Origin of the sequence: Mesorhizobium sp. CO1-1-11, from assembly GCF_020164995.1 — a bacterium.
Classification (GTDB): Bacteria; Pseudomonadota; Alphaproteobacteria; order Rhizobiales; family Rhizobiaceae; genus Mesorhizobium; species Mesorhizobium australicum.
In genome coordinates this window covers 110,112-134,575 of sequence record NZ_JAIUHE010000018.1, presented here as the reverse complement: position 1 = coordinate 134,575, position 24,464 = coordinate 110,112, and the positions used below count along the sequence as shown (strand labels likewise).

At 64.5% G+C, this 24,464-nt stretch carries 20 protein-coding genes; 10 read left to right on the top strand and 10 right to left on the bottom strand.

Translation table 11 applies throughout. The features are described from left to right. Positions 1 to 23: 23 nt before the first annotated feature. From LB554_RS21485 to LB554_RS21470, 4 genes are all read right to left on the bottom strand, one after another. Entirely contained in the window at positions 24 to 1,154 is a 1,131-nt protein-coding gene (locus LB554_RS21485) for an aminomethyltransferase family protein (RefSeq protein ID WP_318013219.1), read from the bottom strand. A gap of 54 nt (positions 1,155 to 1,208) precedes the next feature. Next, positions 1,209 to 1,985 (bottom strand): ABC transporter substrate-binding protein, encoded by a 777-nt coding sequence (locus LB554_RS21480; RefSeq protein ID WP_224586854.1) that lies wholly within the window; start codon positions 1,983 to 1,985, stop codon positions 1,209 to 1,211. A 107-nt stretch (positions 1,986 to 2,092) separates the two neighbouring features. Beyond that, positions 2,093 to 3,802, bottom strand: a complete 1,710-nt coding sequence (locus LB554_RS21475; RefSeq protein ID WP_224586852.1) for a hydantoinase B/oxoprolinase family protein — start codon at positions 3,800 to 3,802, stop codon at positions 2,093 to 2,095. A 1-nt stretch (position 3,803) separates the two neighbouring features. After that, entirely contained in the window at positions 3,804 to 5,888 is a 2,085-nt protein-coding gene (locus LB554_RS21470; protein ID WP_224586850.1) for a hydantoinase/oxoprolinase family protein, read from the bottom strand. Between the two features lie 219 nt (positions 5,889 to 6,107). Between LB554_RS21470 and LB554_RS21465 the strand changes: the two genes are divergently transcribed. The 5 genes from LB554_RS21465 to LB554_RS21445 all read left to right on the top strand — a co-directional run bounded on the left by LB554_RS21465 (position 6,108) and on the right by LB554_RS21445 (position 12,652). After that, on the top strand, positions 6,108 to 6,935 hold the full coding sequence (locus tag LB554_RS21465) for a ferredoxin--NADP reductase (RefSeq protein ID WP_140660268.1): 828 nt from the start codon (positions 6,108 to 6,110) through the stop codon (positions 6,933 to 6,935). Positions 6,936 to 7,131: 196 nt separating this feature from the next. Beyond that, entirely contained in the window at positions 7,132 to 8,178 is a 1,047-nt protein-coding gene (gene deoC / locus LB554_RS21460; protein WP_224524898.1) for a deoxyribose-phosphate aldolase, read from the top strand. A 68-nt stretch (positions 8,179 to 8,246) separates the two neighbouring features. Next, entirely contained in the window at positions 8,247 to 10,619 is a 2,373-nt protein-coding gene (locus LB554_RS21455) for an aldehyde dehydrogenase family protein (RefSeq protein ID WP_224586848.1), read from the top strand. 291 nt (positions 10,620 to 10,910) lie between these two features. Then, a complete protein-coding gene (locus LB554_RS21450) occupies positions 10,911 to 11,642 on the top strand; it encodes an SDR family oxidoreductase (protein ID WP_224586847.1) in 732 nt (243 codons plus the stop codon). Positions 11,643 to 11,806: 164 nt separating this feature from the next. Further along, positions 11,807 to 12,652 carry a fumarylacetoacetate hydrolase family protein gene (locus tag LB554_RS21445; RefSeq protein ID WP_015314647.1) on the top strand — a complete coding sequence of 282 codons (846 nt, stop codon included), beginning with the start codon at positions 11,807 to 11,809 and terminating at the stop codon, positions 12,650 to 12,652. A gap of 156 nt (positions 12,653 to 12,808) precedes the next feature. On the opposite strand, the gene LB554_RS21440 is transcribed toward LB554_RS21445, so the two are convergent. The 6 genes from LB554_RS21440 to LB554_RS21415 all read right to left on the bottom strand — a co-directional run bounded on the left by LB554_RS21440 (position 12,809) and on the right by LB554_RS21415 (position 19,272). Then, entirely contained in the window at positions 12,809 to 13,807 is a 999-nt protein-coding gene (locus LB554_RS21440; protein WP_140824633.1) for an ABC transporter ATP-binding protein, read from the bottom strand. A 67-nt stretch (positions 13,808 to 13,874) separates the two neighbouring features. Then, on the bottom strand, positions 13,875 to 14,936 hold the full coding sequence (locus tag LB554_RS21435; protein WP_140792341.1) for a Gfo/Idh/MocA family protein: 1,062 nt from the start codon (positions 14,934 to 14,936) through the stop codon (positions 13,875 to 13,877). After that, on the bottom strand, positions 14,933 to 15,772 hold the full coding sequence (locus LB554_RS21430; RefSeq protein ID WP_140660275.1) for a carbohydrate ABC transporter permease: 840 nt from the start codon (positions 15,770 to 15,772) through the stop codon (positions 14,933 to 14,935). Before LB554_RS21430 ends, LB554_RS21435 begins: the two co-directional genes overlap by 4 nt. A 10-nt stretch (positions 15,773 to 15,782) precedes the next feature. Continuing rightward, the gene (locus LB554_RS21425; protein WP_015314651.1) at positions 15,783 to 16,712 is read right to left on the bottom strand and encodes a carbohydrate ABC transporter permease; all 930 of its coding nucleotides are present in this window, start codon (positions 16,710 to 16,712) and stop codon (positions 15,783 to 15,785) included. 232 nt (positions 16,713 to 16,944) lie between these two features. Beyond that, a complete protein-coding gene (locus tag LB554_RS21420; protein ID WP_224586845.1) occupies positions 16,945 to 18,204 on the bottom strand; it encodes an ABC transporter substrate-binding protein in 1,260 nt (419 codons plus the stop codon). A 117-nt stretch (positions 18,205 to 18,321) separates the two neighbouring features. Beyond that, positions 18,322 to 19,272, bottom strand: coding sequence for an N-acetylmuramic acid 6-phosphate etherase (locus LB554_RS21415; protein WP_224586843.1), 951 nt, complete (start codon positions 19,270 to 19,272; stop codon positions 18,322 to 18,324). A gap of 199 nt (positions 19,273 to 19,471) precedes the next feature. On the opposite strand from LB554_RS21415, the gene LB554_RS21410 reads away from it, so the two are divergent. Genes LB554_RS21410 through LB554_RS21390 form a run of 5 tightly spaced genes read left to right on the top strand, consistent with a single transcriptional unit; the run spans position 19,472 to position 24,455 of the window. Continuing rightward, positions 19,472 to 20,353: an N-acetylglucosamine kinase gene (locus tag LB554_RS21410; RefSeq protein ID WP_140711933.1), complete on the top strand. Its 882-nt coding sequence runs from the start codon at positions 19,472 to 19,474 to the stop codon at positions 20,351 to 20,353. After that, a complete protein-coding gene (locus tag LB554_RS21405; protein ID WP_140619779.1) occupies positions 20,350 to 21,132 on the top strand; it encodes a GntR family transcriptional regulator in 783 nt (260 codons plus the stop codon). Before LB554_RS21410 ends, LB554_RS21405 begins: the two co-directional genes overlap by 4 nt. Beyond that, complete coding sequence (locus LB554_RS21400) at positions 21,129 to 22,163, top strand: SIS domain-containing protein (protein WP_140660278.1); 1,035 nt, start codon at positions 21,129 to 21,131, stop codon at positions 22,161 to 22,163. The genes LB554_RS21405 and LB554_RS21400 overlap by 4 nt, the downstream gene beginning before the upstream one ends. Then, positions 22,160 to 23,332, top strand: a complete 1,173-nt coding sequence (gene nagA, locus LB554_RS21395; protein ID WP_224586841.1) for an N-acetylglucosamine-6-phosphate deacetylase — start codon at positions 22,160 to 22,162, stop codon at positions 23,330 to 23,332. The genes LB554_RS21400 and nagA overlap by 4 nt, the downstream gene beginning before the upstream one ends. A 10-nt stretch (positions 23,333 to 23,342) precedes the next feature. Continuing rightward, positions 23,343 to 24,455, top strand: coding sequence for an NAD(P)/FAD-dependent oxidoreductase (locus tag LB554_RS21390; protein WP_224586839.1), 1,113 nt, complete (start codon positions 23,343 to 23,345; stop codon positions 24,453 to 24,455). Positions 24,456 to 24,464 lie beyond the last annotated feature (9 nt).

Below are 24,464 nucleotides of genomic sequence, written 5' to 3'. Positions count from 1 at the left end.
CAACGATTTCCAGCCAAGCCGCGCTAGCCCCTCAGCCTCGCCCCTTCGGGGTCGAAGAACGGCATCGGCACCACCACCGCGCGGGTCGGTTTGCCGTCGATAGCGATGCTGAGCTTTGTTCCAACGCCCGTGAACGGCAACCGCAAATGCGCTGTCGCCAGCACCTTGCCCAAGGAATAGCCGTGGTCGCTGTAGGTGACCACGCCGGCGTCCTCACCGTCGGCCATCACCCGTGTATCCGTCGCGGCCGGCTTGTCGCCGTCGAGGACCAGCCCGGTCCAGCGCTCGTCGAGGCCCTTGTCGCGCACCTTGAGCAGCGCGTCCCGGCCGATGAAATCGCCCTTATCGAACTTGATCCAGCGGTCGAGGCCGACATGGAACGGCGTGCGCGTCTCGTCCATGTCGATGCCGTGCGCCGGATAGGCCTTTTCCAGGCCGAGCGTGAACATGGCCAGCACGCCATAGGGTTTCAAGCCGAAAGCTTGGCCAGTGCGCATCAGCGCGTCCCAAACCGAGGTCGCCTCGTCGGCCGGCACGAACAGCTCGAAGCCGAGTTCGCCGGTCACGCCTGTACGGGAGATCAAGACCCGCGTTCCGTTGATATGGCCTGATGTGAAGGCCCAGCGCTTCAATCCGTCGAGATCGGCGTCCGAAATCATCGCCTTCAAGAGATCGCGCGAGCGTGGGCCCTGGATGGTCGGGAAGGCGACGGCGGCCGTGATGTCGGTGACATAGGCCCTGCGCCCTTGCGCATGATGCTGGAGCCAGGGCAGCATCTTAAGGCGGTTGACCGAACCGGTGACCAGCATGAAATGCTCCGCGCCCAGCCGGAACACGGTGAGGTCGTCCATGATGCCGCCGTCCTCCCGACAGACGGTGGAATAGCGTACTTGGCCCGGCTTCATCGCCGCGGCGTCATTGACAATGACATGGTTGACCAGCGCCTCGGCGTCGGCACCCTTGATGTCCATCTTGCCCATGGTGCTGAGGTCCTGCACGCCAACATTTTTACGCGTATTCAAATGTTCGTCGGCGATGCCGGAATAATGTTTGGCCGAGATGAAACCGCCGCCGACCCGACCCATGGCCGCACCCAGCCCGACGATGCTGCTGTAGAAAGGGGAGCGCCGCTCAGCCACGAAAATCTCCATCATTCATAAAAAATCGGCAGCGCCGGGTGGCGCCGCCGAGCTCGATTGGTACCGGGATCAACTCCCGTAGACGTCGAATGAAAAATACTTGTCGTTGATTTCCTTGTACTTTCCGTTGGCGCGCAGCGCGTCGATTGCCGCGTTGAACTTGTCGGCCAATTCCTTGTTGCCCTTCTGCAGCGCAATGCCGACCCCCGGGCCGTGAATGGCCGGATCGGCCGTCAGCGCGCCGAGCAGCTTGCAGCAGGCGCCGTCGGGCTTCTTCAGCCATTCGGTGAGGATGATCGAGCCGTCCATCATCGCGTCGAGGCGGCCATTGGCCATGTCGGTGCGGGCGTCGTCGCCGGTCGGGTAGGCCTTGACGGTCGAGCCCGAATATTTCTGCTCGGCGAAATTCTGGTGGATGGTGGCGCTCTGCACGCCCAGCACCTTGCCTTTCAGATCGTCGGGCGAGGTGCCCGCGATGGTCGAGTCCTTCGGCACCGCGATGGCCGGCGGCGTCTGGTAGTATTTGTGGGTGAACTCGACCTTTTCAGCCCGCTCGGGCGTGATGGTGATGTTGATGATGGCATCGAACTTGCCGGCCTGCAGCGCCGGAATAGAGCCGTCGAAATCCTGTACGGTGAACTCGCATTCGACCTTCATCTGCGCGCACAGCGCCTTGCCTAGATCGATGTCGAAACCGCCCAGCGTGCCGTCGGCATTGGCGTGGTTGAAGGGCGGGTAGGCACCCTCGGTACCAAGCCTCAGCTTTTTCTCCTGGGCGGAAGCAGCACCGGTTGCGAGCGCAAAAGCTACGGAAGCGGCAAGCACGAAACGACCGAAAAGACGCATGGTCCAGATCTCCATTGACCGGCGAAGTCTACGGGCTTTCATGCTCCCGGCGGAGACGGAAACGACATGTGCCGCGGCGATCACGGCGCGGGGCAGTCCGCGTCCGGTCAGGTTCCTTGTGCGTCGGCCCCGAACAGATCCCTGGCTTGCTCCGTCGTATAATAACCAAGCTGGACGTCCCGTGCGACCAGTTCCGGATCGCGCTCACGCGGATCGCCATAGCCGCCGCCACCCGGCGTGCCGACGCGCACGCGGTCGCCGGCCTTCAGCGGGATGTCCTGCTCCTTGGAGAGGTGCGGCGGCACATGCTCCTCGCCGTTGCGGAACACGGTCACGCTGTTGGGCTCGCCATCCCGACCGCCAAGGGCGCCCTGCGGACCGAAACGGCCATGGTCCATGACAAAGGAGGCGCGCGCCTCGCCGCGCAGGATCTCGACCTCATAGGCCAGGCCAAAACCACCACGATGCTTGCCAGCGCCGCCCGAGCCTTCGCGCAAGGCATAGTGGCGATAGAGCACCGGAAAGGCTTGCTCCATGATCTCGACCGGGGGCGATTTTGAAATGCCGATGGTCGAGCAGCCATTGGTCAGCCCGTCATGCCCCGAATTGCCGCCATAGCCGCCACCGGAGATCTGGTACATGACGTAGTCGCGGCCGCGCGCCGGATCATTGCCGCCGAGCGCGAAATTGCCGCTGGAGCCGGCTGGGGCCGCCGTCACCCTGTCGGGCAGCGCCTGCACCATCGCCGCGAACACCGCTTCGGCGATGCGCTGCGAGACTTCGGCCGCACAGCCAGACACGGGGCGGGGATATTTGGCGTCGAGGAAAGTGCCTTCCGGCCGCTTGACCTCGAGCGGCTCGAAGGCGCCGGCGCTGATCGGCACGTCCGGAAAGATGTGGCGCATGGCGAGATAGACCGAGGACAGGGTCGTCGCCAGCACGCTGTTCATCGGTCCCGCACAAGGCTTTGACGATCCTGAAAAGTCGAAGGTCAGCGTGTCGCCCTTCTTGTCGACTGCGAGCGCTATGGTCAGCGGTTCGTTGACCACCCCGTCGGAATCGACAAAAGCCTTGGAGCGGTAGGTGCCATCGGGAATGGCCGCTATATTGGCGCGCATCTGCTCGGCGGCGCGGCGGCGTAATTCGGCGATCGCCTCGACAACAGTTTCGTCTCCGTAACGATCCAGGATGCCTTTGAGCCTGTCCTGGCCGATCAACAGCGCGGCGGCCTGCGCCCGGATGTCGCCGATGCGCTGGTCGGCGACCCTGATGTTGGAGCAGATGATGGCGTAGATTTCAGGGTCGAGCACGCCCTTCTTGAACAGTTTTACCGGCGGCAGCCGCAGACCCTCCTGCTCGACAGCGGTCGCGGATGCGGAGAAGCCGCCGGGCACGGAGCCGCCAATATCGGGCCAATGGCCGGTGTTCGACAGCCAGCAGAAGATCTTTCCGCCGCGGTAGACCGGCATGGCGAAGCGCACATCCATCAGATGCGTGCCGCCGAGATAGGGATCGTTGACGATGTAGATGTCGCCCGGCTCCGGGGCCAGGCAGCGGCCGTCGGCGATCATCTCGATCACCGTCCTGGTCGAATATTGCATGACGCCGACAAACACCGGCAGGCCCTGACTGCCCTGCGCGATCAGCGAGCCGTCGACGGCGGAATAGATGCCGTCCGAGCGGTCGTTGGCCTCGGCGATCACGGGCGAGAAGGCGGCGCGGGAAAAGGTCAGGTCCATCTCGTCGCAGACCTGCTGCAAAGCGGCCTGGAGCACCGAAAGCGTGATGGCGTCGAGCTTTGCGCTATCCACTGACATGTCAGGCCTCGCCAATGTCGATGATGATGTTGCCGTCTGCATCCGAGCGCGCGCGGTCGCCGGGTTCGAGCACGGTGGTCGCATCCATCTGTTCGAGGATCGCCGGCCCTTCGATGACTGCATCGAGCGGCAGCTTTCCCCTGCTGTAAACCGGCGTGTCGTGCCAACGCCCGGCGTACCAGACCGGTCGGATCTCGCGCCGCGCCCCGTCGAGCGTCCTTGCCCGCCCGGACGGGTCGATCAGCCGCGACAGGTCGATCGCCGGCCGCACGCCGGTGACCGAGGTGTTGAGGTTGACGAGGTTGGCGCGGATTTCCGGCAGCTCGACCTTGAAGCGGGCGAAATAGGCTTTCTCGAACAACGCCTGCAATTGGCTTCGGGTCACCGACGCGGACGGCAGCGGCACGTTGATGATGTGGGTCTGGCCGACGAACTGCATGTCGGCGGAGTGGGTGACGCGGATCGTTTCCGGCTTCACCGCTTCCTTGGCGATCAGCTCCTCGCCTTCGTTCCGGTGCCGTTCCAGTACTTGGTGGAGCTGGCTTTCGTCCAGCACGGCCACGGGCTGGTTGATGGTGTTTACGAAGTCGTGGCGCAGATCGGCGACGACGCAGCCGAGCGCGTTGGTGATGCCGGGCCGCGCCGGCACCAGCACTTTGGGCAGGCCGAGTTCGCGCGCGAGCGCCGTCGCATGAAGCGGCCCGGCGCCGCCGAAGGCGAACAGCGCGAAATCGCGGGGATCATGGCCGCGCGACACCGACACCATACGGATGGCGCCGGCCATCTTCATGTTGCCGAGCCTGAGGACAGCGCCCGCCGCCTCGACACCCGACAGGCCGGTTGCCTTGCCGATCCTGTCCTCGAAAATCCTGGTGACGCGCTCCGATGTGACCGGGTTTTCGACGGCGAGCAGCTTCTTCGGCGCCAGCCGGCCGAGCACCAGGTTGGCGTCGGTGATCGTCGGCTCGGTGCCGCCGCGCCCATAGCAGATCGGGCCGGGATTGGCGCCGGCACTTTCCGGGCCGATCTGGATCAGGCCGGCCGCATCGACGCGGGCGATCGAGCCGCCGCCGGCGCCCACCGTGTGCACCGCCACCATCGGCACATGGATGGGCATGGCATATTCGATCTCGATCTCGTTCGAGACCGCCGGTTCGGCGTTGCGGATCAGCGCCACATCGGTCGAGGTGCCGCCCATGTCGTAGGTGACGAGGTTTTCGAAGCCTGCGCGCTTGCCCGTATAGGCGGCGGCGATAACGCCGGAGGCGGGGCCCGACATGACCGTCTTGGCCGATTCACGTGTGACGAAGCGGGCCGAGATCATGCCGCCATTGCCGTTCATGATCAGGAAGTCGCGGGCATAGCCCTTGTCGGCCAATTCCTTGCGCAGCCGCTCGACGTAGCGCTCCAGGATCGGCTGCACCGAGGCGTTGACCGAGGCCGTCACCCCGCGCTCGAATTCGCGCGCCTCCGACAGCAGCGCATGGCCTGACGTGATGTAGCCGTTCGGCCAGGATTCGGCGGCGATCTCGGCGGCGCGCCGCTCATGCGTGGGGTTGGCGTAAGAGTGGAGGAAATGGATGACGAGGGATTCGCAGCCGGCCGCGATGAGCGCCTGTACCGCCTCGCGCATCTCGGCTTCATCAAGCGGCGTGCGCACCGCACCTGATGCCTCGACGCGCTCCGACACTTCGAGGCGCAGGTTGCGCGGAATGATTGGGACGAAGGTTCCCGTCATGCCATAGGGTTGCGGCCGCGTCCGCCGGCCGAGTTCGATCACATCGCGAAAACCGCGCGTGGTGATCATGCCGGTCTTGGCCAGCCGGCGCTCCAGCACCGCGTTGGTGGTGGTGGTCGTGCCATGCACGATGAGGTCGATGCCATCGATCGGAAAACCGGTGGCGCCAAGCGCCGCAACCACGCCAAAGGCCTGGTTGTCGACAGTGGTCGGGGTCTTGGCCAGATACACCTTGCCACCGTCCTTGCCGTCGATCAGGAGCAGGTCGGTGAAGGTTCCGCCGACATCGATGCCAGCGACGACGCTGCCCAGGGAATCCGGCGGCTGCACCGAAAAATTCTCTTTCATTGTCGAAACCCGAAATGCTGGGACTACGGATATGCCGCAGTTTGGAAAGGTGTTTTACGGCGGCATCTTGACGCAAATATCGTTTGTATACTAATAAATTCCGGACACAAGAGCTTACCGCTTCGGTCGCGTGCATGGCATGCCGGAACCTGAATGGTTCGGGCGCGCACGGGAAAGTTTGGCGCCCGCGTCTCTCCTTGGGCGAGAAGGTTGGAATCGATGAACACCACGCCCGCGTTCAACACCGCTGAAGCCCGTCCGCTGCAGTTTCCGATTCCGGCCAACGTCTATGCCGAGACGGTCGTCTCGGTGAAACACTATACCGACCGGCTGTTCTCGTTCCGCATCACCCGGCCGCAGTCGCTGCGCTTCCGCTCGGGCGAATTCGTCATGATCGGCCTGCCCAATGCCGAGAAGCCGGTGTATCGCGCCTACTCCGTTGCCAGCCCGGCCTGGGACGAAGAGCTGGAATTCTTCTCGATCAAGGTGCCGGATGGCCCGCTGACCTCCGAATTGCAGAAGATCCAGGTCGGCGACACCGTCATCATGCGCCAGAAATCGACCGGCACGCTGGTCGTCGACGCGCTGACCCCCGCCAAGCGCCTGTTCATGATCTCGACCGGGACCGGCATCGCGCCCTTTGCCAGCCTGCTGCGCGATCCCGACACTTACGAGAAGTTCGACCAGCTGATTCTGACCCACACCTGCCGCGACAATGCCGAGCTGATCTACGGCCAGGAACTGGTGGCGGCGCTCGAAAGCGACCCGCTGATCGGCGAGCTGACCACTGGGCGCGTCACGCTCTACAATTCGACGACCCGCGAAGAGTCGGCGCGAATGGGCCGCATCACCGCGCTGATCGGCTCCGGCAAGTTCTACAGCGACCTCGGCATCGAAAAGCTCAATCCCGAAACCGACCGCATCATGATCTGCGGCTCGATGCACATGCTGAAGGACGTCAAGGAGCTGGCCGAAAGCCTCGGCTTCCAGGAAGGTTCGCTCAGCCACCCCTCGAGCTTCGTCGTCGAACGCGCCTTCGTCGGCTGAGGCCAGCGCGTCTCCCAGGAAGCTGATTTTTGACAGCTGCTTTCGCGGCCTTTTTCAGCTATCCCTCGCTTGAGGACTCGTGAAGCGCGACTTCGCGGGCTATCTTCGTGCGTGTCGCCCAAAACTGTCGACGGCTTTGGGAGAAGGATGCGCGCGTGAGATATCAAGCGCACGCCGCTGAATGAAAGGGCAGGAGATGAGCAGCACAATCCGCGAAGCCGATCTTGGCACCAAGGTGACGCCGCTGCCGGCGCGCGCCGCCGCCAACACGCCGGTGCCGCTGGACCATCATTTCGCGCGCAATCCCGGCCTGAAACTCGACCTCGGTTTTCTCGAATCGGTACGCAGCGTCAACCGCTCCGCGCTGGAACGCCGCGTCGCCAGTCTGACCAAGCGGCGCTCGATCAAGGCCGACAACCAGGCCGCCTGGCTGCTGCGGGCGATCGCCTGCATGGACCTGACGACGCTCAACTCCAACGACACCGAGGAGCGCGTGCGCCGGCTCTGCGCCAAGGCGATCAACCCGCTGCGCCGCGACATCATGGAAGGCCTCGGCATTGCGGGCGAGACCATCCGGCCCGCCGCCGTCTGCGTCTACCATCCCTTCGTCGCCACGGCCGTGGACGCGGTGCGCGGCACCGGCATCCATGTCGCCGCGGTCTCCACCGCCTTTCCGCATGGGCTGGCGCCGCTGTCGACCCGGTTGCAGGAGATCGAGGCCTCGGTGAAGGACGGCGCCGACGAGATCGATGTCGTGATCCCGCGCGGCCTGGTGTTCGGCGCCAAGTGGCGCGAGCTTTATAATGAAATCGTCTCGATGCGGGCCGCCTGCGGCGACGCGCATCTCAAGGTCATCTTGGGCACCGGCGACCTCGCCACGCTGCGCAACGTCATGCTGGCCTCGATGGTGGCGATGATGGCGGGCGCCGATTTCATCAAGACGTCGACCGGCAAGGAAAGCGTCAATGCCACACTGCCTGTCGGCCTCGCCATGGTGCGCGCCATCAGGGCCTATTTCGAGGAGACAGGCTATCTCATCGGCTTCAAGCCGGCCGGCGGCATTTCGACCGCGAAAGTCTCGCTCGACTGGCTGGTGCTGATGAAGGAAGAGCTCGGCCGTCCATGGCTGGAGCCGGAGCTGTTCCGCTTTGGCGCATCGAGCCTGCTGACCGATATCGAACGTCAGCTCGAGCATCATCTGACCGGGCATTATTCGGCCAATCACCGCCACGCGATGGCTTGAGCACCCCCACCCCGATCGGCTTTGCCGATCGACCCTCCCCACAAGGGGGAGGGTGAAGGAGGAACCTGATGAACGTCCTTGAACGCTATCACGCCATGGAATACGGCCCGGCGCCGGAGGCTCGCAACCAGGCCGATGCATGGCTGGCCGGGCGCGATTTCTCCAAAGCGCTGTTCATCGGTGGCGACTGGAAAGCGGCCGGCGGCGGCAAGACCTTCGACACCAGCGAGCCGTCTTCCGGCAAGCTGCTGGCCAAGGTGTCCGATGCCAATGCCGCCGACATCGACGCGGCGGTTGCGGCCGCCGCAAAGGCGCTGCCGAAATGGAGCGCCAGTTCCGGATACCAGCGCGCGAAAGTGCTCTACGCCATCGGCCGCGCCATGCAGCGCCACCAGCGGCTGTTCGCGGTGCTTGAGACGATCGACAACGGCAAGCCGATCCGCGAAAGCCGCGACATCGACGTGCCGCTGGCGATCCGCCATTTCATTCACCATGCCGGCTGGGCGCAGGCGCTGGAGAGGGATTTTCCCGGCCAAAAGGGGGTCGGCGTCGTCGGCCAGATCATCCCGTGGAATTTTCCCCTGCTGATGCTGGCCTGGAAGATCGCGCCGGCGCTCGCGGCGGGCTGTACCGTGGTGCTGAAGCCGGCCGAGTTCACGCCGCTCACCGCCATTCTGTTCGCCGAGATCTGCGAACGCGCCGGCGTGCCGAAAGGCGTCGTCAACATCGTGCAGGGCGGCCCGGATGCGGGCGCGGCGATCGTCAACCACCCCGGCATCCAGAAGATCGCCTTCACCGGCTCTTCCGAAGTCGGCAAGATCATCCGCAAGGCCACCGCCGGGTCAGGGAAAAAACTGTCGCTGGAGCTTGGCGGCAAGTCGGCTTTCATCGTCTTCGAGGACGCCGATCTCGACAGCGCCGTCGAGGGCCTGGTCGACGGCATCTGGTTCAACCAGGGCCAGGTCTGCTGCGCCGGGTCGCGGCTTCTGGTGCAGGAAGGCATCGCGGACGCCTTGATCGCCAAGGTCAAGACGCGCATGAGCCGGCTGCGTGTCGGCAGCCCGCTCGACAAGAACACCGATATCGGCCCGCTGGTCGATCTGACCCAGCTCGACCGGGTCAAGGGACTGATCGCCGAAGGTGCCCGGCAGGGCGCCGTCTGCTGGCAGCCGGATGCAACGCTGCCGTCTTCCGGCTACTATCACCTGCCGACGCTCGCTACCGGTGTTTCGCCGGCTAATGTTCTGGCGCAGGAAGAGGTGTTCGGGCCGGTGCTCGCCACCATGACCTTCCGCAACACCGAGGAAGCGATCGAACTCGCCAACAACACGCGCTATGGCCTCGCAGCCTCGGTGTGGAGCGAGAACGTCAACCTGGCGCTCCATGTCGCGCCGCAATTGAAGGCTGGCGTGGTCTGGGTCAACGGCACCAACATGTTCGACGCCGCCTGCGGCTTCGGCGGCTATCGCGAGAGCGGTTTCGGCCGCGAGGGCGGGCGCGAGGGCATGTTCGAATATCTCTCGGCAAAACTGCCGCTCGGCCCGGTCATCAAGCCGGCGCCATCTTCGGCGCAGCCCGTGGAACAGGCGGACGGCGCCGCTATCGACCGCACGGCGAAGCTGTTCATCGGCGGCAAGCAGGTGCGGCCGGACGGCAATTACTCGCTTGCCGTCGCCACCGCCAAGGGCAAGCTCGCCGGCGAAGTCGGGCTCGGCAGCCGCAAGGATATCCGCGATGCGGTTTCGGCTGCCCGCGCCTGCAAAAGCTGGCCGGAGGCGACCGCTTATAACAGGTCGCAGGTGCTTTATTACCTGGCCGAGAACCTTTCCGGCCGCTCGGAAGAATTTGCCGCCCGGCTCACCGAACTGACCGGAGCCAACGCCAAGGCCGCGCGGGACGAGGTGGAGCTCTCGGTCGAACGGCTGTTCCTCTATGCCGGCCTCGCCGATAAGTTCGAGGGACGCGTGCACCAGCCGCCGGCGCGTGCCGTGACGCTGGCGCTGCATGAGCCGGTCGGCGTCGTCGGAATCGTCGCGCCGGACAATCAGCCCCTGCTCGGCTTCATCTCGCTGGTCGCGCCGGCGCTGGCCATGGGCAACACGGTGGTCGCCGTGCCATCGGAACGGTATCCGTTGCTGGCCACCGATCTCTATCAGGTCATCGAATATTCCGATGTGCCGGCTGGCGCCATCAACATCGTCACCGGACGCACCGCGGAGCTTGCCGGCGTGCTGGCCAAGCACGACGACGTCGACGGACTGTGGCTGGTCGCCGACGCGGATACCTGCGCCAAGGCGGAAGCCGAGTCCATCGGCAACCTCAAACGCGTCTGGAGCGGCAACGGCCGCAGCCTCGACTGGGCCTCGGAAGAAGCCGCCGGCGACGTTTTTCTGCGCCGTGCCATCGAGGTGAAGAATGTCTGGGTGCCTTACGGCGACTAGAGCATGATGCCGAAAAGTGTGAAGCGGTTTTCGGACGACATCATGCTCTATCTCATTGATTTAGAGACGGATCCAGATTTCAGGTCGACTTGACCTGAAATCATCCGGCTCTAGGGCATGTCACCACAGGGATCGCGGTCGGGCTTGACGCCTGGCCATATGTTCTTTAACCAGAAAAAACATCTTTATCAGTGAACTGGCACAGGCCGCACAATCGCGCCTGACTGGCACATGACGCTTTCGCCAGCCGCCGATAAAAGCTTTTTGACCCAAGCAGGCGAGGAACAAAGCATGGCGGAACTGGCGGGCAAGGTCGTTGTCATAACGGCAGCGGCGCAAGGCATCGGCAAGGCGAGCGCGCTGGCCTTCGCCAAGGCAGGCGCTACCGTCCATGCCACCGACATCAACGAGACGCTGCTGGCGGAACTCGCCAAGACATCAGGGATCAAGACCCGCAAGGTCGACGTGCTCAACGACGAGGCGGTCAATGCCGCCTTTGCAGAGATCGGCGCCGTCGACGTGCTGTTCAATTGCGCCGGTTTCGTCCATTCGGGCTCGATCCTGGAGATGAAGGACGCCGATCTCGATTTCGCTTTCAATCTCAACGTGCGCGCCATGATCCGAACCATCCGGGCGGTGCTGCCCGGCATGCTGGAGCGTGGCGACGGGTCGATCATCAACATGGCTTCGCTGGCCAGTTCGACCAAGGGCGTGCCGAACCGCTTCGCCTATGGCGTCACCAAGGCCGCCGTCATCGGGCTGACCAAGGCGGTCGCGGCCGACTATGTCGGCAAGGGCATACGCTGCAACGCCATCTGCCCCGGCACGGTCGAGAGCCCGTCGCTGCAGGACCGCATGCACGCCCAGGGCGATTATGACGCCGCCCGCGCCGCCTTCATCGCCCGCCAGCCAATGGGCCGGCTCGGCACGCCCGAGGAGATCGCCGATCTCGCCGTCTACCTGGCCGGCGCCACCTACACGTCCGGGCAGGCCTATAATATCGACGGCGGCTGGTCGATCTGAGCGCTGCCTTGAGAAAACCGGACATCGGATCGCCGGCCGCCAATACAGGCTGTTCGCGCTTGTCGTGAAGCAGGCCGATGGCTAGGGTCCGCCCGGTTCCAGAGACGGCCGCCCCGGCGGAGAGTTTGTAGAACGGCCACGAGGCCGCAATCAGGAGAAGATGCATGAAACTGCTGCGCTATGGCGAGGTGGGAAGCGAACGTCCCGGCCTGCTCGATGCGGATGGAACGATCCGCGATCTCTCCGCCCATGTCGCCGATATTGCCGGCACGACACTTCATCCGGCCTCGCTGGACATGCTTTCGAAGCTCGATGCGAAGTCGCTGCCGGCGGTTTCCGGCAAGCCGCGCCTCGGCGCCTGCGTCGCCGGCACCGGCAAGTTCATCTGCATCGGCCTCAACTATTCCGACCATGCCGCCGAGACCGGGGCCACCGTGCCGCCGGAACCGATCATCTTCATGAAGGCAAGCTCGGCCATCGTCGGCCCGGACGATGACGTGCTGATCCCGCGCGGCTCCGAGAAGACCGACTGGGAAGTCGAGCTCGGCGTGGTTATCGGCAAAACCGCCAAATATGTCAGCGAAGCCGACGCGCTCGACCATGTCGCCGGCTATTGCGTCTCCCATGACGTGTCCGAACGCGCCTTCCAGGCCGAGCGCCAGGGCCAGTGGACCAAGGGCAAGAGCTGCGACACGTTCGGCCCGACCGGACCGTGGCTGGTGACCAAGGACGAAGTATCAGACCCGCAGAACCTGAAGATGTGGCTGACGGTCAACGGCAAGACGATGCAGAACGGCTCGACCAAGACCATGGTCTATGGCGTTGCCTATCTCGTTTCCTACCTCAGCCAGTTCATGTCGCTGCACCCCGGCGACATTATTTCGACCGGCACCCCGCCCGGCGTCGGCCTCGGCATGAAGCCGCCGGTGTTCTTGAAGGCAGGCGATGTCGTGGAGTTGGGGATCGAAGGATTGGGGCAGCAGAAGCAGACGTTCAGGGCTGACGTGTAAGCCTGATAAGTTAGCGCCGCCCCTCACCCCTACCCTCTCCCCGTGACGAACGGGGAGAGGGAGCGCCAGCGTTGCGGCCATTCCTTCTCCCCGTCACCATACGGGGAGAAGGTGCCGGCAGGCGAATGAGGGGCAGCGCCGGCCCCTCTCCAGCTATTACTTTATCGTCTTCCCATCAGCGCCAAACCTATAGGTCTTCGCCGCATCGGGCGTCGCATAGAGCGTGGCGCCCGGCTCCGCGTCGTACACGCCGAAAATCCGCACGGTGATCAGGCCGGCCTTCTCGCAATCCAGATAGAGATTGGTGTCGGCGCCGAGATGTTCGGCGTGGACGACCGTGCCCTTCCAGGCGCCGGATTTCGGATCGACGGTCAGGTGCTCCGGCCGCACGCCGATGGTCTTGGCTGTCTCACCGAGCCGGGCGCCGTCGACGAAATTCATCTTCGGCGAGCCGATGAAGCCGGCGACGAACTCGTTTGCCGGCGAATTGTAGAGCTCCATCGGGCCGCCGATCTGCTCGATTTTTCCGGCATTGAGCACCACGATCTTGTCGGCCAGCGTCATCGCCTCGACCTGGTCGTGGGTGACGTAGATCATCGTCGCCTTCAGCCGGCGATGTAGCTGCGCGATCTCCAGCCGCGTGTTGACGCGCAGCGCCGCGTCGAGGTTCGACAGCGGTTCGTCGAACAGGAACAGTTTCGGCTCGCGCACCACGGCGCGGCCGATGGCGACGCGCTGGCGCTGGCCGCCGGAAAGTTCCGCAGGTCGTCTTTCGAGATAGGGCTCGAGCGACAGCATGGACGAGGCGATGCCGATGCGGCGGTCGATTTCCGCCGCCGGCGTGTTCGCCTGTTTGAGGCCGAGGCCCATATTGTTCTTCACCGTCAGATGCGGATAGAGCGCATAGGTCTGAAACACCATGGCGATGCCGCGTTTCGCCGGCGGGGTGACCGAGACATCCTCGCCATCGATCAGCACCCGGCCCGAGGTCGAATCCTCCAGACCGGCGATGACCCGGAGCAATGTCGACTTGCCGCAACCCGAAGGGCCGACAAAGACGACGAACTCGCCATCCGTCACTTCGAGGTCGATGCCCTTCAGCACCTCGACCGGCCCAAAGGCCTTTTTCACGTTCTCGATCTTCAGCGAGCCCACGGCAGTCCTCCAAATTGATGAGTAGGCGCCAAGCGGGCGCCGTAAGGCGCGGACGACGACAGCCTGATCACAGTCGCACCGCCTTTCCGCCGCGCACGCTCTCGTCGGCGGCAAGGCAGACGGCGAGCGACCGCACGGCGTCGTCCATATGTCTGGTGAGATCGATATCCTCGCGGATCGCCTTGAGGACAAATGCCTGTTCGAGATCGCAGAGATCCTGATGGCCGGGTTCGCCTTCCATCGACAACATCTCGTCCGCCTTTAGGAACTTGCCGTCCGTGCCGGTCGCGGCGCTGTGCAGGCGGATGGTCGAGGTCTTGGTGTGGGTGTCGATGTCGTCGGACTTCACGCCCTCCTTCATGACGATCGACACGCAGCCCTTGGGCGAAATCACGTCCTTCACGAAGAAGGCGGTTTCCGAAATCATCGGGCCCCAGCCGGCCTCGTACCAGCCGACCGAACCGTCATCGAACAGCACCTGCAGATGGCCATAATTGTACATGGAGGGCGCGACTTCCTCGGTCAGCCGCACGCCCATCCCGCGCACCTCGACCGGCTTGGCATCGGTGATCTGCAGCATGACGTCGAGATAATGCACGCCGCAATCGACGATCGGCGATGTCGTCTGCATCAGCTGCTTGTGCGTCTCCCAGGTATGGCCCGAGGATTGCTGGTTGAGGTTCATGCGGAACACGTAGGGACCGCCGAGCTTGCGCGCTTCGGCGATCAACCGGATCCAGGACGGGTGGTGGCGCAGGATATAGCCGATCACCAGCTTTCGGCCGTTGGCCTTGGCTGCCGCGACGACACGCCTGGCGTCGGCCACCGTCGTTGCCAGCGGCTTTTCGACGAAGACATGGCAGCCGGCCTCGAACGCTTTCACCGCATAATCGGCATGGCTGTCGGAATAGGTGGCGACGCAGGCGACGTCGGGCTTTTCGTCGCGCAGGGCGTCATCGAACGAACGCCTGATGCCATAGCCGGACAGCCCCCCAGGCAAAGGCACGTCGGAGCGGTTGACCAGCGCGGCGATCTGAAAACCTGGATTGGTGTGATAGGCCAGCGCATGGCTGCGGCCCATATTGCCTAGGCCGGCGACGACAACGCGAAGGGGTCTTTCTGAACTCACTTGACGGCTCCGGAAGTAATGCCGCGGATCAGTTGCCGCGAGAAGATGACGTAGAGGATCAGCACCGGCAGGATCGCCAGCGACAGTGCTGCCAGAATGGCGTTCCAGTTGGTGACGAACTGGCCGAGGAAAAGCTGGGCGCCGAGCGTCACCGTCTTGGTCTCTTCCGACGGCGCCAGGATCAGCGGGAACCACAGATCGTTCCAGATCGGGATCATGGTGAAGACGGCGACGGTTGCCATCGACGGCCGCACCAGCGGCACGACCAGACGGAAGAAGATGGTGTATTCCGACAGGCCGTCGATGCGGCCGGCGTTCTTCAGATCGTCGGACACCTGCTTCATGAATTCGGACAGGATGAAGACCGCCAGCGGCAGGCCTTGCGCGGTGTAGACCAGGATCAGCGCCGTCAGCGTGTTGACCAGCCCGCTCGCCACCATCAATTGCAGGATGGCGACGGTGGCGAGGCGGATCGGGATCATGATTCCGAGCGCCAAATAAAGCCCCATCATCGTGTTGCCGCGAAAGCGATATTCCGACAGCGCGAACGCAGCCATGGCGCCGAACAGAAGCACGAAGAACAGCGAGCCGACGGTGACGACGAGACTGTTCTGGAAATAGTGGATGAAGTCGCCCTGGCCGATCACCGTGGTGTAGCCGATCAGGTCGAAAGTCTTTGGCGTCGGCGGCGTCAGCGGCGCGCCAAAGATGCCAGCGCGGGACTTGAACGAATTCATGATGACCAGGATCACCGGAAACAGCGCGATCGCCGTGTAGGTCAGCAGGATCGCGTGGGCGCCGATGGTGCGGGGCAGTGAACGGGTGGCGATGCTCATCTCCGTCCCCTCAGAACTGGTAGCGACGCAGGCGCGTCTGGATGAGGAAGAGGTAGACGCAGACACCGCCCAGGATGATCAGGAACATGATCGTGGCGATGGTCGCGCCCATGTTGGGATCGCCGACCTGCAGCTGGAAGCCGAAGAAGGCGCGGTAGAGGAAGGTGCCGAGAATATCGGTCGAATAGTTCGGACCGGCGAGAGCCCCTTGAGCGGTGTAGATCAGGTCGAAGGCGTTGAAGTTGCCGACGAAGGTGAGGATCGAGATGATGCCGATCGACGGCAGGATCAGCGGCAGCTTGATCTTCCAGAACTGCGACAGGCCGGTGATGCCATCGCATTCGGCCGCCTCGATCACCTCTTCGGGGATCGACAGCAGCGCGGCATAGATCAGCATCATCGGAATGCCGATGAACTGCCACACCGAGATCAGGCTGAGCGCGGTCAGCGCGTACTGCTCCTTGCCGAGCCAGGGCGTGAACAGGCTTTTCAGGCCGACGAAGTCGAGCAGATGCGGCGCCACGCCCCATAGCGGCGACAGGATCAGCTTCCAGGCAAAGCCGACGATGACGAAGGACAGGATGGTCGGCACGAAGATCGCGGTGCGGTAGAAGGCGGCGAACCGCAGCCTGGGGCTGGAGAGAATTGCCGCCAACAGCACGCCGACCGGGTTCTGCACCAGCATGTGGATGATGAAGAACCAGACATTGTTGCGCAACGCATTCCAGAAATTGACCGACCAGTTGGGATCGCCGAACAGGGTGCGGAAATTGTCCAGGCCGACGAAGATCTGGGACTGGTCGACATTGCGGAACAGCGAGAGCTGCAGCGTGCCGGCGAGCGGCAGGATCATGATCGCCGTATAGACGAGCACCGCCGGCGCCAGGAAGACGGCGATATGCCAGCGGAATGGTCTTTTGGGTCGTGTTTGTGCGGCCATGAGTTCGGTCCCCGCCGTCTCTCGGTTCCAGACGATGTGATGCTAGATGATGCCTCGATGCATGGCCCAACCTTGCCCGGTGCGGCAAGACAAAGGCCTGCGACTGATCAGCCAGCCTTCCCCAACAACAGCAAGGGTAAGGCCGTGAGGCAGAGCCGACAATCGCAATATGAAGACAGGGTAATCCGGAACCGGCCGGGCATGCGCCCAGCCGGCTCCGCTGCCTGAGCTCTTACTTGGCCGGCTTATACCAGCTGTCGAGACCGGTCTGCAGCTTCTTGGCCGCGGCTTCGGGCGTATCGGTGCCGTTGATGACGTTGGCCGATTCAACCCAGGTCTCGTTTTCGAGGTTCGGCGTACCGCGCGACAGGATCTGGTAGGTCGAGCGGATCGTCGACTTGCACTTGCCGCGCCAGGAGACGAATTCCTGCGCCAGCGGGTCTTCCATCTTCACCGGCGAGGAGTTCAGGCTGAAGAAGCCCGGCAGCGCGTTGGCGTAGATGGTGGCGAAGTCAGGCGAAGCCACCCAGGACAGGAAGGTCTTGGCCGCGTCCGCGTGCTTGGAGGCTGCGTTCAGGCCCATGCCGATATCGGTATGGTCGGAGATGTAGCAGGTGTCGCCGGCCTTCTCGACCGGCGGCGGGAAGGCGCCCATCTTGAACTGTGCCTGGGTGTTGAACAGGCCGATTTCCCACGAGCCGGCCGGGTAGATGGCGGCGCGGCCGAGCGTGAACAGGTTCTGGCTGTCCGGATAGGTCTGGGCCTCGAAGCCGTCGCCCAGGTAAGGCTTCCACTTGGCCAGTTCCTCATACGGCGCGACCCAGTCCTTGTCGGTCAGCTTCTGATCGCCCTTGATCAGCGCCTTGCGGCCGTCCTCGCCCTTCCAGTAGTTGGGGCCGATGTTCTGGTAGCCCATGGTCGCGGCTTCCCAGAGGTCCTTGGTGCCCATCGCCATCGGGATATAGGTGCCGTCGGCCTTGATCTTGTCGAGCGCGGCGAAGAATTCGTCTCGGGTCTGAGGCACCTTGATGCCAAGCTTGTCGAAGGCGTCCTTGTTGTAGATGAAGCCATGGATGACGGATGCCATCGGCACGCAGAAGCTCGCCTTGCCGTCATCGGTCTGCCAGGCGGACTTTGCGACCGGCGAGAAGTTTTCCATGCCGGGCAGCGCCGACAGGTCGGCAAGGTTGCCCTTCTTGTAGAGTTCAAGCGACTTGTCGAACGGGCGGCAGGTGATCAGGTCGCCCGCCGAACCGGCGGCGAGCTTGGCGCCGAGGGCGGCGTCATATTCGGTCGGGGCCGATGGGGCGAACACCACCTTGATGCCGGGGTTCTTGGCTTCGAAGGCCGGGATCAGCTTATCCTTCCAGATGGCAAGGTCGTCGCCGCGCCAGCTTTCGATGTTGAGCGTTACGTCCTCGGCGTGAGCCAATCCGGCCGAGCCGAGAATGCTGGTGCCCAGAAGCAGTGCCGTCAGTAGTTTCGTTGTCATGCTCAGTCTCCCTGTTGACCTTTTTCAGGTTCGGTTTTGATGAGAACCTGGGCTTTGGAGCCCTTGTTCCCCTCGCAAGCCCGTTTCACCCCGATGGGAATCGGGAATGAAACTGGCCTATTTCCTTGTTCGAGCATGATCTTTTCCGAAAAGCGGTTTCCACTTTTCGGGATCATGCCCCAGCGCGGAAAGGGCTGGCCGCAGCTTCTGGCCTGTCCGTTCCAGTATCTTGCGCGCCGCATCGGCGCTGTCGGCGCCGGCGGCGAGCAGAATGGCGGTCTTGACCGCGCCGCCGCTCTTTTCGAGCAGGCTGGCGGCCTCTTCCTGGCCGCGGCCGCTGACGGCGGCGACGATGCGCGCCGCCCGGTCGCGCAGCTTCATGTTATCGGCCAGGAGGTTGACCATGTAGCCGTCATGGACATGGCCAAGATGAACGGCGGTCAGCGTCGACAGCATGTTGAGCGCGATCTTCTGCGCCGTTCCGGCGCCCATGCGGGTCGAGCCGGCGATCACTTCCGGCGGTGTCTCGAGCAGGATGGCGGTGTCGGCCTGCTGGAGCAGAGCCGAACCCCTGTTGTTGGCGATGCCGATGGTGGCGGCTCCCCGGCGCCGCGCCTCCTCGATGGCGCCCACCGCATAGGGCGTCGTGCCGCTGGCGGAGAGGGCGATCAGGCAATCGCCCACGCCGACACCCGCATTGGCAACCGCCGTCGTGGCCTCCTCGGCGTCGTCCTCGGGTCCGCCGGCCAGTGTCCTCAAGGCGTCGTCGCCGCCGGCGATCAGGATGGCGATGCGGTCGCGCTGGATGCCGAACGTGCCCGGCAATTCCAGCGCATCGGCCAGCGCCATCAGGCCGGAGCTGCCGGCCGCGGCATAGGCAAGCTTGCCGCCGCCGCTCAGGCGGCCGGCAATGATCTCGGCTGCCCTGGCGATGGAGGGAATGGCGTTGCGGACCGCTTTGGCGGCCTCGACCTGCGCATCGGCCAGCGAAGCAAGGATGACTTCGGGAGCCTGGATATCCAGCCCCTCGGCATTCCCATGCAGCGCTTCGGTGCGCGTTTCGGCCATCCCAGTTCCTCCGATCCACAAAACAATACCAAAAAAATACCACTTGTCCACATGCATTAACGAATTCGCAGTCAGGAAATCGCTAAGCCGACGAATTGCGGAAGCTTTTCAATAAAATACGGCTTAATCTTTTTGAAACGGAAATTAACTCTTGGCTATTGGTATTTTATTGGTATTATCCTGCCGGAGGAGAAATCGCGTGAAATTCGTGCTCGGTATCGATGGCGGCGGCACCAGCTGCAGGGCCGCACTGGCAACGGCGGACGGCGCTGTTGTCGGCCGCGCCAAAAGCGGCGCCGCCAACATCCGCACCGATCTCACCGGCGCCCGCTCGAACATCGTCGATGCGGCGCGGCAGGCTTTCATCGCCGCCGGGCAAGATCCGGACCTGATCCCGCAAACACCCGCCATCCTCGGCCTTGCCGGCGCCAATGTCGGCACTTACCGGCAGCAGCTCGAGGCGATCCTGCCGTTCAGCACCAGCCGCGTGGAGACCGATGCGGAGATCGCGCTCGAAGGCGCGGTCGGTTCCGGTGACGGCGCGATGGCGATCCTGGGCACCGGCACCGCCTATATGGCGCGCAGGGATGGCAAATCGCGCGCCATCGGCGGCTGGGGATTCCAGGTCGGCGACCAGGGCAGCGGCGCCCGCATCGGCCGCGACCTGCTGGAGCAGACCCTGCTCGCGCATGATGGCGTGCGCCAGGCCTCGCCGCTGACCGACAGCATGATGGCCGTTTTCCGCAACAATCCCGAGGACGTCGTCGAGTTCACCACCAACGCCAAGCCCGGCGATTTTGGCGGCTTCGCGCCGAAAGTGTTCGAGCACGCGCAAAAAGGCGACATTGTCGCCAACTGGATCCTCGACAAGGCGGTCGCCGATGTCGAGGCCTCGCTTGGCGCGCTCGACCTCGCCGCCGGAGCACCGCTCTGCCTGCTCGGCGGGCTGGCGCCGCTCTATGCGCCGCGCCTGTCGGCGCGCTACCGCGCCCTGCTGAAGGAACCGCTCGACGATGCGCTAGGCGGTGCCGTGCAGATGGCGGCACGCCTTTTCGCTGGGCGCGCGGAGGCTGCGCGATGAGCGATGCCGCCGACCAGATCTTCGCCACGCTCAAACAATCCTCGCAAAGCGGCGCGCCGCTTTACCTGCAGCTCAGGAAAAGCATCGAGGACGCCGTCAATCGCGGCCTGATCGGCCCGGGCGACGCGCTGCCTTCCGAGCGCGACATCGCCACCAAGGCCGACATTTCGCGCGTCACCGTGCGCAAGGCGGTGCAAGACCTGGTCAAGGGCGGCATATTGGTGCAGCGCCATGGCTCGGGCACCTTCGTGGCGCCGCGCATGGAGCGCGTCGAGCAGTCGCTGTCGCGGCTGACCTCCTTCACCGAAGACATGGCGCGGCGCGGCATGGCGGTGCGCTCGGCCTGGCTCGACCGCGGCCTCTACGCGCCCTCGCCCGACGAGATGATGGTGCTTGGCCTCTCGTCGAGCGAACTGGTGGCGCGCGTGGCGCGCCTGCGCATCGCCAACGACACGCCGCTGGCGATCGAACGCGCTTCGCTGTCGGCCAGCGTGCTGCCGGACCCGGCTGGAATTGGCTCCTCGCTCTACGCGGCGCTGGAATTGACCGGCAACAGGCCGGTGCGCGCGGTGCAGCGCATCTCCGCCGCCAATCTCGGCGAGGGCGATGCGCGCCTGCTCGAAGTGCCGCCGGGCATTGCCGGCCTGCATATCGAGCGTATTTCCTACCTGGCGAGCGGCAAGGTGATCGAGTTCACCCGCTCCATCTACCGGGGCGACGCCTATGATTTCGTCGCCGAACTGCGGCTGACAGGGCCGAGCGAAGAGGGCCGATCATGATTGCCAACACCACGCATATGCAGCGCGAGATCGAGGAGATCCCGCAAGCCGTCGCCCGCCTGCTCGACGGCTCCGGTGCCGTGCTGGCCGAAGCAGGGCGCGGCATCAAGGAGCGCGACCCGCATTTCGTCGTCACCGTGGCGCGAGGCTCGTCCGATCATGCCGCCACCTTCATGAAATATGCCGTCGAATTGACCGCGGGCCTTGCCGTCGCCTCGGTCGGACCGTCGATCGCCTCGATCTATGGCCGCAAGCTCCGGCTTGACGGCTCGGCCTGCCTGGCGATCTCGCAGTCGGGCAAGAGCCCCGACATTGTCGCGATGGCCGAAACCGCACGAGCCGGCGGCGCGCTGACCATTGCCGTCACCAACACCGCCGATTCGCCGCTCGCGCGCGCCTCGGATTATGCGATAGACATACTCGCCGGGCCGGAGCGCAGCGTCGCGGCAACCAAGACCTTCATCAATTCCGCCGTTGCCGGTCTCGCCCTGATGGCGCATTCGACCGGCGACGACGCGCTTCTCGCGGCCCTGGCCCGCCTGCCCGAGCATTTCGGCAAGGCGATCGCCTGCGACTGGATGAGCGTGCTGGCCGAGACGATCGAGAAGCAGAAGTCCCTGTTCATTCTCGGCCGCGGTCCGTCGGCGGCGATGGCAAACGAGGCGGCGCTGAAGTTCAAGGAGACCTGCGGCATGCATGCCGAGGCCTATAGCGCGGCCGAAGTCATGCATGGCCCGCTGGCGCTGATCGGCCCCGACTTTCCGGTGCTGGCGCTGGCCGCTCGCGACGCGTCCGAGCCCTCAGTGGCCGACGCCGCCGACAGCCTGGCGGCCAAGGGCGCGCCGGTTTTCGTCACCTCGGCGCTCGCCAATCGCGCCACGCGCCTGCCGCATGTCGCCACCGGTCACCCGCTGACCGATCCGCTGACGCTGATCGTTTCCTTCTACATGTTCGTCGAGGCCTTTGCCCGCCATCGCGGCCTCGATCCGGACGCGCCGCGCAACCTTCGCAAGGTGACGGAGACCGTATGAGCGACCGTTTTGCCCTGACCGGCGCCCGCATCTTCGACGGCGACGACTGGCACGAAGGCGCGGCCCTTGTCGTGCGCGACGGCCTCGTCGAAGCCATGCTGCCGCAAGGCGCGCTGCCCGGGGATATCCGTGCCGTCGACACCGGCGGCGGCATGCTGGTGCCGGGCTTCGTCGACATCCAGGTCAATGGCGGCGGCGGTGTGATGCTCAACGATCATCCCGATGTCGCCTCGATCGAGACCATCTGCCGCGCGCACGCGCCGTTCGGCACGACGGCGCTGCTGCCGACGCTGATCACCGACACGCCCGCAATCACGGCCGCCGCGATTGCCGCCGGCGAAGCGGCAGCGCTGCAAAAAGTGCCGGGTTTCCTCGGCCTGCATCTGGAAGGTCCGCATCTGTCGATTGCCCGCAAGGGTGCGCATGATCCGGCGCTGATCCGGCCGATGACGGACGCCGACCAGGCCATGCTGATCGCGGCGCGACAGAAGCTGCCGGTGCTGCTCACCACGATCGCGCCCGAATCCGTCGATCCTGCCCGCGTCAAGGACTTGGCCAAGGCCGGGGTCATCGTCAGCCTCGGCCATTCCGACACTGGCCATGCCACGGCTAAAGCCTTTGCCGAGGCCGGCGCCAGCGTCGTCACGCACCTGTTCAACGCGATGAGCCAGATCGGCAACCGCGAGCCCGGGCTGGCGGGCGCCGCGATCGACATCGGCGCCTTGTCGGCGGGGCTGATCGCCGACGGTATCCATGTCCACCCCGCCACGATCAGGATCGCGCTCGACGCCAAGCAGGGACCGGGCAGGATCGTGCTGGTCACCGACGCGATGGCGACGATCGGCACCGAGATGAGTTCGTTCACGCTCAACGGCCGCACCATCTACCGCAGGGATGGCAGCCTCAGGCTTGCCGACGGGACGCTGGCCGGTGCCGACCTCGACATGATCTCGGCCATCCGGTTCATGCACCGCACTGTCGGGCTCGAGCTGTCCGAAGTCTTGCGCATGGCCTCGCTCTACCCGGCCCAGGCGATCGGCCAGTCGCACCGGCTTGGCCGCTTCGCCAATGGCACGGCGGCCGACATCGTTGCGCTGTCGGACAATCTTGACATAGGAAGCGTCTGGATCGGCGGCGACAAGGTGTTCGAGGCTGCCGCTCCGCGCTGAGAGCGAGGCCATGCAGACAATCGATTGTGTCGTCGCCGGAGCAGGCGTCGTCGGGCTTGCCGTCGCCAGGGCACTTGCCTTGTCGGGCCGCGAGGTGGTGGTGATCGAAAAGGCCGACGCGATCGGCACCGTCACCAGCTCGCGCAATTCCGAAGTCATCCATGCCGGGCTCTATTATGCGCCCGGCAGCCTGAAGGCCCGGCTGTGCGTCGAAGGGCGCCGGCAGCTCTATGCATACTGCGCCGAACACACTGTCGGCCATCGCCGCGCCGGCAAGCTGATCGTCGCCAGCCAACCCGGCCAGACGGACGGGCTGCGGGCGATCGAGGCCAATGCGAAACGCTGCGGGGTCGACGATCTCGCGCTTTTGACACGCGCCGAGGCCGAAAGCCTGGAGCCGGCGCTGAGATGCGCCGGCGCGCTGCTGTCGCCATCGACGGGCATTGTCGACAGCCACGCGCTGATGCTTTCGCTGCGCGGTGACGCTGAAGCCGCAGGCGCGTCCTTCGCTTTCCTCACCTGCGTTGCCGGGGCGACGATCGAAGCCGATGGGATCCGGATCGACACGCGCGACGCCAATGGCGAGACCTTCGCCGTGGAGGCCAGCGCTTTCGTCAATGCAGCCGGCCTCGATGCGCAGGCCGTGGCCAGTCGGATCGAGGGTTTCCCAAGGGATCTCATCCCCCGGCAGTGGCTGGCGCGCGGCAATTATTTCGCGCTTCCGGGGCGATCGCCGTTTTCGCGGCTGATCTATCCGGTTCCGGTCGAAGGGGGTCTTGGCGTCCATCTGACGCTCGATCTGGCCGGCAAGGCGCGCTTTGGCCCCGATGTCGAATGGATCGACAGCGTGGATTACACGGTCGACCCTAGCCGAAGCGCCGTCTTCTACGAGGCGATCCGCCGCTATTGGCCCGATCTCGCGGATGGCGCCCTGCAGCCGGCCTATGCCGGCATCCGGCCGAAGCTCTCGGGACCCGGGCAGCCTGCGGCGGACTTCGTGATTCAGGGACCGGCCGATCATGGCGCGGGCCGGATCGTCAATCTGTTCGGCATCGAGAGCCCCGGCCTGACGGCGAGCCTGGCCATCGCCGACCATGTCGCCGAACTGTTGTACCCGACCTGAGCCAGCGTT

Bases quoted from the DNA above. Each gene is read 5' to 3' on its own strand.
- LB554_RS21485 (WP_318013219.1), bottom strand. From the start codon at position 1,154: ATGATGGAGATTTTCGTGGCTGAGCGGCGCTCCCCTTTCTACAGCAGC.
- LB554_RS21480 (WP_224586854.1), bottom strand. From the start codon at position 1,985: ATGCGTCTTTTCGGTCGTTTCGTGCTTGCCGCTTCCGTAGCTTTTGCG.
- LB554_RS21475 (WP_224586852.1), bottom strand. From the start codon at position 3,802: ATGTCAGTGGATAGCGCAAAGCTCGACGCCATCACGCTTTCGGTGCTC.
- LB554_RS21470 (WP_224586850.1), bottom strand. From the start codon at position 5,888: ATGAAAGAGAATTTTTCGGTGCAGCCGCCGGATTCCCTGGGCAGCGTC.
- LB554_RS21465 (WP_140660268.1), top strand. From the start codon at position 6,108: ATGAACACCACGCCCGCGTTCAACACCGCTGAAGCCCGTCCGCTGCAG.
- deoC (WP_224524898.1), top strand. From the start codon at position 7,132: ATGAGCAGCACAATCCGCGAAGCCGATCTTGGCACCAAGGTGACGCCG.
- LB554_RS21455 (WP_224586848.1), top strand. From the start codon at position 8,247: ATGAACGTCCTTGAACGCTATCACGCCATGGAATACGGCCCGGCGCCG.
- LB554_RS21450 (WP_224586847.1), top strand. From the start codon at position 10,911: ATGGCGGAACTGGCGGGCAAGGTCGTTGTCATAACGGCAGCGGCGCAA.
- LB554_RS21445 (WP_015314647.1), top strand. From the start codon at position 11,807: ATGAAACTGCTGCGCTATGGCGAGGTGGGAAGCGAACGTCCCGGCCTG.
- LB554_RS21430 (WP_140660275.1), bottom strand. From the start codon at position 15,772: ATGAGCATCGCCACCCGTTCACTGCCCCGCACCATCGGCGCCCACGCG.
- LB554_RS21425 (WP_015314651.1), bottom strand. From the start codon at position 16,712: ATGGCCGCACAAACACGACCCAAAAGACCATTCCGCTGGCATATCGCC.
- LB554_RS21420 (WP_224586845.1), bottom strand. From the start codon at position 18,204: ATGACAACGAAACTACTGACGGCACTGCTTCTGGGCACCAGCATTCTC.
- LB554_RS21415 (WP_224586843.1), bottom strand. From the start codon at position 19,272: ATGGCCGAAACGCGCACCGAAGCGCTGCATGGGAATGCCGAGGGGCTG.
- LB554_RS21405 (WP_140619779.1), top strand. From the start codon at position 20,350: ATGAGCGATGCCGCCGACCAGATCTTCGCCACGCTCAAACAATCCTCG.
- LB554_RS21400 (WP_140660278.1), top strand. From the start codon at position 21,129: ATGATTGCCAACACCACGCATATGCAGCGCGAGATCGAGGAGATCCCG.
- nagA (WP_224586841.1), top strand. From the start codon at position 22,160: ATGAGCGACCGTTTTGCCCTGACCGGCGCCCGCATCTTCGACGGCGAC.
- LB554_RS21390 (WP_224586839.1), top strand. From the start codon at position 23,343: ATGCAGACAATCGATTGTGTCGTCGCCGGAGCAGGCGTCGTCGGGCTT.